The organism is Saccharothrix syringae (genome assembly GCF_009498035.1).
In the GTDB taxonomy this organism is placed as follows: domain Bacteria; phylum Actinomycetota; class Actinomycetes; order Mycobacteriales; family Pseudonocardiaceae; genus Actinosynnema; species Actinosynnema syringae.
This window is the reverse complement of sequence record NZ_CP034550.1, coordinates 5,869,493-5,882,392: the sequence shown is the minus strand read 5'-3', so window position 1 is coordinate 5,882,392 and position 12,900 is coordinate 5,869,493. Positions and strand designations below refer to the sequence as shown.

4 protein-coding genes are annotated in these 12,900 nt (G+C 77.8%); 2 read left to right on the top strand and 2 right to left on the bottom strand.

The window, feature by feature from the left end; genetic code table 11:
• Nucleotides 1–126: 126 nt before the first annotated feature.
• Nucleotides 127–7,578, top strand: coding sequence for a type I polyketide synthase (locus EKG83_RS25270; protein WP_228122192.1), 7,452 nt, complete (start codon nucleotides 127–129; stop codon nucleotides 7,576–7,578).
• Nucleotides 7,579–7,631: 53 nt separating this feature from the next.
• Complete coding sequence (locus EKG83_RS25265; protein WP_033434334.1) at nucleotides 7,632–8,414, top strand: DUF899 family protein; 783 nt, start codon at nucleotides 7,632–7,634, stop codon at nucleotides 8,412–8,414.
• An 8-nt stretch (nucleotides 8,415–8,422) separates the two neighbouring features.
• Here EKG83_RS25265 and EKG83_RS25260 read toward each other — a convergent pair whose 3' ends face one another.
• Both EKG83_RS25260 and EKG83_RS25255 read right to left on the bottom strand, forming a co-directional pair.
• Nucleotides 8,423–11,935 carry a hypothetical protein gene (locus EKG83_RS25260; protein WP_033434265.1) on the bottom strand — a complete coding sequence of 1,171 codons (3,513 nt, stop codon included), beginning with the start codon at nucleotides 11,933–11,935 and terminating at the stop codon, nucleotides 8,423–8,425.
• Nucleotides 11,936–11,965: 30 nt separating this feature from the next.
• On the bottom strand, nucleotides 11,966–12,841 hold the full coding sequence (locus EKG83_RS25255; RefSeq protein ID WP_033434264.1) for an LLM class F420-dependent oxidoreductase: 876 nt from the start codon (nucleotides 12,839–12,841) through the stop codon (nucleotides 11,966–11,968).
• Between the last annotated feature and the right edge of the window lie 59 nt (nucleotides 12,842–12,900).

The window sequence follows — 12,900 nt, the reverse complement described above, 5'->3', positions numbered from 1 at the left end:
GTGGGCCGCGGGCGGGCAACGTTCCCCTGCCCTGAAGTCCCCTTCCCGCACCGGAGTTCCCGCACGACCGCGACCACCTGCGCCACCATCGGGAAGCACGACGCCGTCGACCCGGGAGGCCCGCCCGTGCCCGAACACCCCGCCGTCCGCCCGATCCCGGAGCTGCTGGCCGACCACGCGCGGCACCGCGGCGACCGGGACGCGTTCACCGACGACCGCCGGGCGGTGACCTGGGCCGCGCTGGCCGACCGGACCGCCCGGCTGGCCGCCGGGTTCGGCGTGGCGCGCGGCGCGCGGGTGGCGTTCCTGCTCGACGACGGGGTGGAGCTGGTCGAAGGTCTGCTGGCGGCGACCCGGGCGGCCGCGGTCGGGGTGCCGCTGGGGCCGCGCGCCACCGACGCCGAGCTGGCGCACCTGCTGGCCGACTGCGACCCGGACCTGCTGGTGGTCGACCGGCGCCACCTGCCGCGGGTCGCGGGGTGCCGGGCGAGGCTGCTGGTGGCCGGCACCGGGGACTCCGACTTCGAGGCCCTGGCGACCGGGCCCGCCGTCCCGCCGCGGGACGACCTCGGGCTGGACGAGCCGGCCTGGATGGTCTACACCTCCGGCACCACCGGCACGCCCAAGGCCGCGGTGTCGACCCAGCGCGCGGCCCTGTGGTCGCCGGTGGCCTGCTACGGGCCGCTGCTCGGCCTGTCCGCGGACGACCGCCTGCTGTGGCCGCTGCCGCTGGCGCACAGCTTCGCCCACTCGCTGTGCGTGCTGGGCGTGACCGCGGCGGGCGCGGGCGCGCGCATCGCCGGCGGTCGGTCCCCGGCCGCGCTGGTCCGGCTGATCGGCGAGTACCGGCCGACGTTCCTCGCCGGGGTGCCCACGACCTACCGCCACCTGCTGGACGCCTCACCCGCCCCGGTGCCGTCGCTGCGCGTCTGCGTCACCGCCGGCGCGCCCGCCGACGCGCGGCTGCGGGCGGACGTCGAGGCGGCGCTGGGCGCCCCGCTGCTCGACTGCTACGGCAGCACCGAGACCTGCGGCATGATCGCCGTCGAACCCGTGCACGGCCCGCGCGCGCCGGGCACCTGCGGACCGCCGGTCCCCGGCGTGCGGGTGCGCCTGGTCGACCCGCGCACCGGCGCCGAGGTGCCGCCGGGCGCCGACGGGGAGATCCGGGTGCGGGGCCCCAACCTCATGTCGGGCTACCACGGCCGGCCCGGAGCCACCGCCGACGCGCTGCCCGACGGCTGGTACCGCACCGGCGACCTGGGCCGGTTCGACGGCGACGGCAGGCTCACCGTCACCGGCCGGGTGGACGACCTGGTCATCCGCGGCGGGCTGAACGTCGACCCGGTCGAGGTCGAGGCGGTGCTGCTCGGCCTGCCCGGGGTCCGCGACGCGGCCGTGGTCGCGCGGGCGCACCCGCTGCTGGGCGAGGCGCCGGTGGCGTTCGTCGTGCCCGCCGACGAGTCGGTCGACCCGGCCGACCTGCTGCGCGCGTGCGCGCGACTCCTCTCACCGCACAAGGTGCCCGAGGAGGTGCTGCTCACCCCGGCCATCCCGCGCACCGCGTCCGGCAAGGCGCGGCGGCGGGTGCTGCGCGAGTCCTTGACCGCCCCGGCGGTCCCGTTCACGGGCGGGCTGGAGGAGTTGGTGCTCGCCGAGACCGAGGCGGTCCTCGGCGCTCCCGCCGACCCGGCCACCGCGTTCGCCGACCTGGGCCTGACCTCCACGGGGGCCACCACCCTGTGGCACCGGCTGGTCCTGCGCACCGGCCTGCGGCTGCCCACCACCCTGGTGTGGGACCACCCGACCCCGGCGGCCGTGGCCGCCCACCTGGGCGTCCTCCTGCGCGGTACCACACCTGTGGTGGTCACCGACCGGCCCGGCGGACCGGCCGAGCCGGTGGCGATCGTCGCGGTGGGCTGCCGCTTCCCGGGCGGGGTGCGCTCGCCGGAGGAGCTGTGGCGGCTGGTCGCCGACGGGGTCGACGCCACCGGCGGGTTCCCGACCGACCGCGACTGGCCCGCCGACCTGTACGACCCCGACCCCGACCGGGTCGGCAAGAGCTGTACGCGCCGTGGCGGGTTCCTCTACGACGCGGCCGACTTCGACCCGGCGTTCTTCGGCATCTCCCCGCGCGAGGCGCTGGCCACGGACCCGCAGCAGCGGCTGCTGCTGGAGGTCGCCTGGGAGGCCGTGGAGCGGGCCGGCATCCCGCCCACGTCGTTGCGCGGCACCGACACCGGCGTGTTCGTCGGCCTGATGCACGGCGACTACGCCGCCCGCCTGGTCACCCACGAACTGGAGTCCCACCTGGGCATCGGCTCGGCGGGCAGCGTCGCGTCCGGCCGGATCTCCTACGTGCTCGGCCTGCGCGGCCCGGCGCTGACCATCGACACGGCCTGCTCGTCGTCGCTGGTCGCGCTGCACCTGGCGGCCCGGTCGCTGCGCGCGGGGGAGTGCTCGCTGGCGCTGGCGGGCGGCGTGACCGTGATGGCGACGCCGCGGCCGTTCGTCGCCTTCAGCCACCAGCGCGGCCTGTCGCCGGACGGCCGGTGCCGCTCGTTCTCCGCGGGCGCGGACGGCACCGCGTGGGCCGAGGGCGCGGGCCTGGTGCTGCTGGAGAAGCTGGCCGACGCCCGCCGCAACGGCCACCCCGTGCTCGCGGTGCTGCGCGGCAGCGCGGTCAACCAGGACGGCGCGTCCAACGGCCTCACCGCGCCCAGCGGCGAGGCGCAGCGCGAGGTGGTGCGGCTCGCCCTGGCCGACGCGGGCCTGCGACCATCCGACGTGGACGTGGTGGAGGGGCACGGCACGGGCACCAGGCTCGGCGACCCGGTCGAGGCGACCGCGCTGCTCGCCGCCTACGGCCAGGGGCGCGCGCGACCGCTGTGGCTCGGCTCGGTCAAGTCCAACCTCGGCCACACCCAGGCCGCCGCGGGCGTGGCCGGGCTGGTCAAGGTGATCTGGGCGATGCGCCACGGCGAGCTGCCGCGGTCCCTGCACGCCGACGAGCCCTCGCCGCACGTGGACTGGTCGACGGGCGCGGTGCGGCTGCTCGCCGAACCCGTGGCGTGGCCGCCGGGTGACCGGCCCAGGCGGGCGGGCGTCTCGGCGTTCGGCATCAGCGGCACCAACGCGCACGTCGTCGTCGAGGAACCGCCCCGGCCGGAACCCGCGCCGCCCGTCGCGCCGACGCTGACCACCGCGCCCTGGCTGGTGGGCGGCGTCGACGAAACCGGCCTGCGCGCCCACGCGGCCCGGCTCACCGAGGCGCTGACCGACGGGTCCACCCTGGACGCGGCGCACTCGCTGGCCACCACCCGGGCGCCGCTGCGCCACCGGGCGGCCGTGCTCGCCGCCGACCGCGGGACCATGCTCGCCGGGCTGCGCGACCTGGCCCGCGGCACGGGCAACCCGGCGGTCCGGCGGGCCACCGCGCGCCGCGACGCGCGGACCGCGTTCCTGTTCACCGGCCAGGGCGCCCAGCGGCCCGGCATGGGACTCGGCCTGGCCGCCGCCTTCCCGGTCTTCCGGGACGCGTTCACGGCCGTGTGCGCGGAGTTCGAGCCCTACCTGGAGCAACCGCCGACCGACCCGGACCTGCTCGACCGCACCGACCACACCCAGCCCGCGCTGTTCGCCTTCGAGGTGGCGCTGTGCGCCCTGCTCGACGCGCACGGCGTGCGCCCCGACCACCTGGTCGGGCACTCCGTGGGCGAGCTGGCCGCCGCGCACGTCGCGGGCGTGCTGTCCCTGCCCGACGCGGCCCGGCTGGTCGCGGCGCGCGGCCGGGCGATGGCCGCGATGGCGCCGGGGGCGATGGTCGCCGTGCGGGCCGCCGAGGACGAAGTCCTCCCGCACCTCGGGGACGGGGTCGCGGTCGCGGCGGTCAACGGGCCCGCGTCGGTCGTGCTGTCCGGCCGCGAGGGGGCGGTGGCGCGGGTGGTCGCGCGGCTGGGCCGCCGGGCGACCCGGCTGCGCGGCCGGTACGCGTTCCACTCGCCGCTGCTGGACCCGGTCCTCGACGAGTTCCGCGCGGTCGCCGGGTCCGTGACCTACCGGGCGCCGGTCGTGCCCCTGGTGTCCACCGTGACCGGTCGCCCGGAGACCGAGGCGTTCACCCGGCCCGACTACTGGGTCCGGCAGGCGCGCGAGGCGGTCCGCTTCGCCGACGCCGTCGGCGGGCTCGCCCGGCTGGGCGTCACCGCGTTCGCCGAGGTCGGCCCGTCCGCCGCGCTCAGCGTGCCGGCGGAGGAGTGCGCCCCGGACGCGGTGGTCGCGCCGTTCGCGCGCGCCGACGCGGCCGAGCCGACCGCGTACCTCGACGCCCTGGCCACCCTGCACGTCCACGGCTCGGGCGTCGACTGGGAGGCGGTGTACGCGGGCACCGGCGCGCGGCGCCGCGACCTGCCCACCTACCCGTTCCAGCGGCAGCGCTACTGGCTCGCGGCCTCCCCGCCCACCGCGCCGGAACCCGCCGCCGACCGCGTGCTGTCCACCACCGCCCAGCCCTGGCTGGCCGACCACCGCGTCGGGGACGAGGTGGTGGTGCCCGCGTCGGCGTTCGCCGACCTGGTGTTCCAGTCCGCCGGCGGCCCGTGCCGGCTCGACGAACTGGTCGTGCCGGCACCCCTGGTGCTCCGGGGCGAGACCGGGGTCCGGGTCGTCGTGGCCGACGCGGACTCGGAAGGGCGCCGCGAGGTCTCGGTCTGGGCCCGACCGGAGGGCGGGAGCTGGGCCCGGCACGCCACCGCCGTGCTCGCCCCCACTGTGCTCGCCCCTGTGGGGCGACCGGAGGCGGACCCGCCCGGCGCGTGGCCCCCGCCCGGCGCGGCACGGGTGCCGGTCAGCTACGGCAGGCTCGCGGTGCGCGGCCACCGCTACGGGCCCGCGTTCCGCGGCGTGACGGCGCTGTGGCGGCGCGGCGACGAGCTGTTCGCCGAGGTGGCGCTGCCGCGCGGGCAGGCCGCCGGTGCGCACGCCCTGCACCCGTGCCTGCTCGACGCGGCCCTGCACACCGCGCTGCTGGCCGAACCGGCGGACCGGCCGGGCGGACCCGCGGTGCCGTTCGCGTTCACCGGCGTCGAGCTGCACCGGGTCGGTGTGGCGGCGGCACGCGTGCGGCTCACGCCGACCGGGCCCGGCGAGGTCCGGGTGCGGCTCACCGACGCGGCCGGTCGGCCGGTCGCGGTGGTCGGGTCGATGACCACCAGGCCGCTGGAGGCGGCGGACCCGGCCGAGGCCACCGCCCGCCGCGCGCTGCACCGGGTGACCTGGGTGCCCGTTCCGGCGGGCGGGACCGCCCCGGCGCACGAGGTCTTCGACACCGGCCTGGTCGAGGCGGACGGCACCCCGCCGGAACGCGCCCGTTCGCTCCTCGCGGCCACGCTCGCCCGGCTGCGCGAGCGGTCGGCGGACCTCCTGGTCGTGGTCACCCGCAACGCCACCGGGGACGACCCGGACCCGGCCGCCGCCGCGGTGTGGGGCCTGGTGCGCGGCGCCCAGGCCGAGCACCCCGGCTCCCTGGTCCTGGTCGACCTGTGCGGGCGCCCCGAGTCGGCGGCCGCCCTGGGCGCGGCGATCGCGTCGGGCGAACCGCAGGTCGCCGTCCGCGCCGGCACCCCGTTCGCGCCGCGGCTGCGGCCCGCGCCCGAACCGGACGGCGAACCGCCCTCGTTCGACGGCACCGTCCTGGTCACCGGTGGCACGGGCGCGCTCGGCGAGGTGCTGGCGCGGCACCTGGTGGTCGAGCACGGCGTGCGGCACCTGGTGCTGGCCGGCCGGCGCGGCGAGGTGCCGGAGTGGGCGGACGACCTGCCCGCCCGGGTGACCGCCGCGAAGTGCGACGTCGGCGACCGCGCTGCGGTGGACGACCTGGTCGCCTCGTGCGACCCGCCGCTGACCGCGGTGTTCCACCTGGCCGGCGTGGTCGACGACGGCCTGCTGCCGGCCATGACGCCCGAGCGCCTCGCGACCGTGCTGGCGCCGAAGGCCGACGCCGCGTGGCACCTGCACGAGGCCACCGCGGGCCTGGGGCTGTCGGCGTTCGTGCTGTACTCGTCGGCCGTCGGCGTGCTGGGGCGGCCGGGGCAGTCGAACTACGCGGCCGCGAACGCGTTCCTCGACGCGCTGGCCCGGCACCGGGTGGCGCGCGGCCTGCCCGCCCAGTCGCTGGCCTGGGGGTTGTGGGAGACCGACCGGGGCATGGCCGCGTCGGCGCCCGCCGGGGACGGGGTGCTGCCGATCGGGGCGCCGGTGGGCGTGGCCGCGCTCGACCGCGCGCTGCGCACCCGCGAACCGCACCTGGTGCCGGTCCTGCTCGACCCGGCGGCGGGGCCGGGGACCGAGCCGTCGACTGCCGTCGCACCCGCTGCGCTGCCCGGGTTGATCCGCGCCGAGCTGGCGGCGGTGCTCGGGTTCGCCGACGCGGGGGCGATGCCGGTGGACAAGGGGTTCGCGGAACTGGGCATGGACTCGCTGGGCGCGTTGCAGCTGCGCAACCGGATCGGGGCGGCCACCGGCCTGCGGCTCGGGCCGACGGTCGTGCTCGACCACCCGACGCTGCCGGAGCTGACCGCGCACGTCCGCGAGGCGATGGCCGCCGCGGCGGGTGACACTGCTTCAGCCGACACCGCACCGGACAGCATTGCTCCAGCCGACACCGCCGGCGCCCACACCGCCCCGGCTCACACCGCTGGGGCTCACACCGCCGGGGCCCGCACCGCACCCGCCCCCAAGACCACCCGCCCCCTCCGCTTCGCCGAGCTGTACCACCGCGTGGTGCGGGACCAGGGCGCGCGCGAGGCCATGGCACTGCGGTTCCTGGCGTCGTACGCGCTGCCGTCCTACCCGACCACCGACCGCGCCCGGCACGCCCTGCCCCCGACCCGACTGGCCACGGGCCCGGCCGAGGCGGTCCTGGTGTACGTGCCCGGCTACCTCGCGCTGGGCGACCCGACCCCGACCGGCCTGGCCGGGTGCCTCGCCGGCGAGCACGACCTGTTCGCGCTCAACCACCCCGGTTTCCGGGACGGGCACCCCATCCCCGACGACGTGGGCACCCTGGTCGACACGCACGCCGACACGGTCCGCGAGCTGGCCGCGGGCCGGCCGTTCGTGCTGGTCGGGCACTGCGTGGGCGGCGCGGTGGCGCACGCCCTGGGCGCCCGCCTCGCCGCCGGCGGCCACGCCCCGGCCGGCGTGGTCCTGCTGGAAACCCACCACGGCCCCGACACCAGGGAGGACGCCCGCGCGCTCGCCCTGGTGGCCGCCGACGCCCACCGCCCGGCCGAGCTGTACGAGGACTACGTCGAGGACTCCGCCGTGCTGGCGGGCGGCGGCTACGCGCGGATCTTCGACCGGTGGCACCCCGAACCGTCCCCGGTGCCGACCGCGCTGCTGCGCGGCCGCCCCACGCCGGGGATGCTGGCGATCGACCCGGACCGCGACTGGCGACCGCGCTGGCCGCTGCCGCACGAGGCCGTCGACGTGCCGGGCGATCACGACTCGGTCATCGCCGAGGACGCCGCGACGACGGCCGCGACGATTTCCGGTTGGATCGAACGTCTGTTCCAGTGAGCGTCGCGGAACCCCTCCGCGGCGCGGCCCGGAACCAGACGACGGAGGACGCCATGACCACCACGCCGGACACCCCGACCACCGCCCTGCCCGGCCGCCCGCCAGTGGTCGACCCGGCCACCTGGCAGGCCGCCCGGGACGAGCTGCTGATCCGCGAGAAGGCGTACACCCGCGAGGGCGACGCCCTCGCCGCGGCCCGCCGCCGGCTGCCGATGGTCGAGTTCGACGGGACGGTCGAGGTCGTCGGCCCCGACGGCCCGGTCCCGTTCCTGGACCTGTTCGAGGGCCGCGACGAGCTCGTGGTCTACAAGCACATGTGGCACGACGGCGCGCCGCACCAGGGCCAGTGCGAGGGCTGCACCACCGCGGCCTGGCACCTGAGGGACGCCGTCTACCTCAACGCCCGCGGCGTGTCGTTCGCCATCCTGACCACGGGCCGGTGGGAGGAGGTGGCCCCCTTCGTCGAGTTCATGGGCTACACCCAGCCGTGGTACTCGGTGCGCGGCGTGGAGGGCCCGGCGGGCGGCGACATGGGCTTCCTCACCTGCTACCTGCGCGACGGCGACCGCACGTTCCTCACCTACTCCACGACCGGCCGCGGCGTCGAGCGGGTCAACGCGTCCATGGGCCTGCTCGACATGACGCCCTACGGCCGCGGCGAGGCGTGGGAGGACAACCCCGAGGGCTGGCCGGCGGGCGACAACGCGTGCTGGACCTGGCGCTCGGACGCGGAGGGGAACTTCACCTGGGGCGAGACCAGCCGCCCGGTGCCGCAGTGGACCCGTCCCGGCGCGACCCCCGTGGACACCCTGGGCCGCCGGGGCCACTGCCACTGACGGCCGCCTCAGCCCGCTTCCGCCAGCAGCGCCTCGACCTCCGCCCGCATGGCCGGGTCGTTGTCGGTCGCGGCCAGCCACGCCCGCGCGTGCCCGGTCACCGCACCCAGGTGCCGGCCGGGCACGCGCAGCAGCGGCAGCAGGACGAACCACGCCTTGGGGTAGGTGCCGTGCAGCTCCAGCCACCGCAGCCCGTGCGCCACCGCGACCGGGGCCAGCGGGCCGAGGTCGGGGCGTTCGAGCAGGCGGCCGACCACGAACCGGCCCTTGGGGGTCGAGCCGTGCTCGGCGGCCCACTCGCACGCGCAGGCCACGGCCCCCGCCGTCCACGCCCCGGCCTCCGGGCGGGTCAGCAGCTTGCTCAGCACCACGTACGCGGTGGCGTGTCCGGGGTTCGCCCGCACCCACGCCAGCGCCCGCGCGGCCACGGCCCCGGCGTGCGCGCCGAGGTCGTCGCGGTCGACCACCAGGCTGAGCACCTGCGCCGCGCCGGTCGCGGTGTCGTGGGTGTCCAGCCAGCGCACGACGGCCGCGTACGCGCCCTCGTCGAGGCCCGGCACCTTCAGCACGGCCTTGAGCAGGGGCAGGTGGGGTTCGCGGAGGGCGTCCTCCTCCTCGGCGAGCCGCGCCACCGCGAGGTCGACCGCGGCGGCGCGCCGGTCGCCGAGGTCGGGGTGGGCCAGCAGGGACCGCAGGATCGCCGACCGGCCCGGCAGCCGGTGCCCGGCCAGCCAGGCCAGGGCGGTGTCGACGACCGCGCCGGTGGTGCGCGGCAGGACCGCGTCGAGCAGGGGGCCCGCCTCGGGGGTCGTGCCGTGGTGGGTGAGCCACTCCAGCGCCCGCGCCACGAGCCGGTCGGCGTGCTCGCCCGGGTCCGCGCAGAGCAGCAGGTGCCGCAGCAGCACCTCGGCGGCCGGGACGTGCGCGTGGTCGTCGAGCCAGGCCAGCGCCGCGTCCAGGTCGCTCCCGGTGACGCCCAGCGCCGTCCTCAGCCCGGCCGCGGCGGGCTGGTCGCCCTGGACGACGAGCCGGCGCAGCGCGTGCGCGGTGACGGTGTCGGTGTGCCCGCCGAGGTCGGGGCGTCCCAGCAGGGCCGCGGCGACGGCGTTGGTCCAGGTGCTCTTGCGGTTGTCGACCAGCCAGGCGACGCCGTGGTCGAGCAGCGCGCCCGAACCCGGCCGGGGCAGCAGCGCGGCCAGCAGCGGGCCCGCGGTGTGCGACTCGTGGTGGACGTCGAGCCAGGTCCGCGCGGCCTCGGGCAGCACGACCGGCTCGGCCCGCTCGACCAGCCGCAGCAGGACGTTCCCGGCCACCGGCTCCGCGGCGTGCCGCGGCAGCCAGGCCAGCGCCACGGTCGGCGCGGTCTCGGCGTGCTCGCCCAGGGGACGCCCGTCGAGCACGGCGCCCAGCAGGAAACCGCCCGCGAACCGGTCGGGGTTGTCCAGCACCCACAGCAGCGCCAGCCGCACCACCTCGTCGGCCTGCGCCGGGTCGAGCGCGCGTTCGGTGAGCAGCGGTTCCAGCAGGTACTGGGCGGTGGGCGGGGTGCCGTGCCGCCGCAGCCAGGCCAGCGCGCCCGGCACGGCGCGGTCGGTGCGGCGCAGCAGCGCGCTGAGCACCATCGCCGTCTCCGGGCCTCGGTGGTCGGTCAGCCAGTCCAGGGCCAGGTCGATGACCTCCCGGGCCGCGCGGCCGAGGTCGTGCCGCTTGTCCAGCAGCGCGCAGAGCACGTACCGGGCGTCGTCGCGGGCGCGGTGCGCCACCACCCAACGCCGGGCGTGCTCCACCGCGACCGTCGTGCCCAGGCCCGGCCCCACCCGGCCCAGCAGGCCGGTCAGCACGTACTGGGCGTCCACCCGCCGCCAGTGCCTGCGCACCCAGTCCAGCGCGGTCGCGACCACCGCGTCGGCGTGCGGGCCCGGGTCGACCTTGGTCAGCAGGACGGTCAGCACGAACCGGGCGCCCACCCGGCCGCCGTGCTCGACCAGCCAGCCCACCGCGCCGTCGGTCAGGTCGGCGACCCGGTCGGCGGGCGCGAGGTGCAGGGCTTTGAAGTACACGTGCCGCGCCTGCGGCATCCGGCCGTACCGGTCCAGCCACGGCCCGACCAGCTCCGCCCAGCGCTCCAGCGCGGGCCGGGCCCACGGCGCGCCGTCGAGCAGCGTGCCCAGCGCGAACCCGCCCGCCTCGGCATCGGCCAGCAGCGCCCGCCCGACCGGTTCGGCGTGGTCGCGCAGCCAGTCGGCGCAGAACGCGGCCAGCTCGTCCGCCCGGTCCCCGGCCGCCAGGTCCCGCACCAGCCTGGCCAGGTTCAGCGCGTACCGGCCGGCGGTGCGCGCGTCGGTCGCGGCGGGCGCGAGGAGCGCGTCGGCCACGGTGCGCCGGACCCGGTCGCCGTCGTCGGTGAGCAGGACCTGTTCGAGCAGTTCGTCGACGACGACGTCGTGCACCACCGCCAGGTTCGGCTCGTCGTCCTCCAGCCAGCCCATGCGCAGCAGCGCGTCCACGTACCGGCGGGCGTCCCCCGGGGCGCCCGGCACCCCCGCGGCGATCCGCTCCAGCGCCTCGCGCGGCTGCGGGCACGCCGCCACCACCGCCGCGGCGACCTGCACGTCCACGTCCGGCTCCACCCGGTCGGACCACCGCTTGCGGCGCGGCACGACCAGGCCGTCCTCGCGCAGCCTGCCCGGCAACCACCCGGCCAGGCCGGCGCGGCTCGGCGCCACCAGCGGTTTCCCGGCGCGGGCCAGCTCCTCGACCTCGCGGGCGACCAGCATCGCGATCACCGGCCGGCCACCGCAGATCCGCTCGACCCGGTCGCGGGGGTAGACCGCCAGCGCGGTGCGCGCCTCCAGGTCCAGCAGCGCCGCGCACACCGCGCCCAGGTGCGCCGGGTCGGTGCGCAGCGGCACCACGTCGAACTCGGCGTGCACCGGGTCGGCGGCGTCGAGCAGCATCCACCCCGGCCGCGCGGTGGCCAGCACCGCCACCTCGACGCCCCGCGCCCGCGCTGTCGGCACCAGCCACGTGCGCAGGTCGGAGTAGTCCAGGCCGCGGCAGTCGCTGAGGTAGTCGATCAGCACCAGCGCGGGCGAGGTGCCGTCCAGCACCGCGTCCGCGACCTGCTCGACCGAGTACTCCCCGGCGAGCAGGTGCAGCACCCGCCACCCCTGCGCCTCGGCCAGCGCGGCGACCTCCAGGCAGGTGCGGGTCTTGCCCGCCCCGGCCGGCCCGACCAGCACCACGCCCCGGTCGTCGAACCGACCGCGCAGCGCCGCGAACAGCCGGGCCGGGTCGGCCGGGTGGTCGCCGGGCGGCACGAACGCCAGCCGGTCCGCGGTGAGGTTGGTGTTGCGGCGCGACAGGCCCGCCAGCCGCTCCCGGTGGGTCAGGATGCCGCGGGACCGCCGGGGCGCCGCCCCGAGGTGGACGTCGCCGTGGATGTCGCGGGCGAGCAGCACGTCCCGCGCGTCGCCGGAGAAGGTGTTGACCGTCGAGCCGTCGTGCGCGCCACTCGTCACGGGTGGGAATCGGCCGGCGGCGACCGCTCGTTACCCCGCCTCGGCCAGTCGGCGGGCGGCCGGGCCGACCACCCGCTCGACCCAGCCGGGCACGTCGCCGTCCGGCGCGCCGACGATCACCGTGTCGACGCCCACCTGCGCGTAGGCGCCCACCTCCGCGGTGAAGGCGTCGATGTCGCCCTCCCCGGGCGTGGCGCCGAGGTGGACCACGGTCCTGCGGATCTCGTCGGGGTCGCGGCCCAGGTCCTCGCAGTGGCGGCGCAGCACGTCGAACTTGCGCGCGGCCTCCGCGGGCGTGGGGACCAGCACGTTGCAGGCGTCGGCGTAGCGGGCGACCAGGCGCAGGGTCTTGCGCTCGCCGTTGCCGCCGACCATGACCTCCGGGTGCGGCGCGCTCACCGGCGCCGGCACGCACAGCGTCTCGGCCAACCGGTAGTGCTCGCCCTCGAACGGGCCGTTGTCCCGCGGGTCCCACATCTGGAGGCAGACGCGGAGCGCCTCCTCCAGGCGCTCGAAGCGCTCGGCCACCGGCGGGAACGGCACGCCCAGGCCCGCGTGCTCCCGCTCGTACCAGGCGGCGCCGATGCCCAGGGTGGCCCGGCCGCCCGAGAGCACGTCCAGGGTGGTGACGACCTTGGCCAGCAGCCCGGGGTGGCGGTAGGTGACGCCGGTGACCAGCGCGCCCAGCCGGACGGTGGAGGTGTGCGCGGCGAGGAAGCCCAGCGCCGTGTAGCACTCCAGCATCGGGTCCTCGGCGCGGTCGTTGCCCTCCATCTGGAAGTAGTGGTCCATCACCGACAGCCAGCCGAGCCCGGCCTCCTCGGCCGCCGCGCCGGTGGCGGCCAGCTCGGCGGCCAGCCGGGCCGGGCCCTGGTTGAACCGGTTGATGTGCACGCCCAGCCGCACGGCTCGCTCCGTTCTCCACCCGATCGACGACGGGGCAACGCTAGTGCCTGGAGCGCGGT

Coding starts and splice junctions, on each gene's coding strand:
- EKG83_RS25265 (WP_033434334.1), top strand. CDS start 7,632: ATGACCACCACGCCGGACACCCCGACCACCGCCCTGCCCGGCCGCCCG.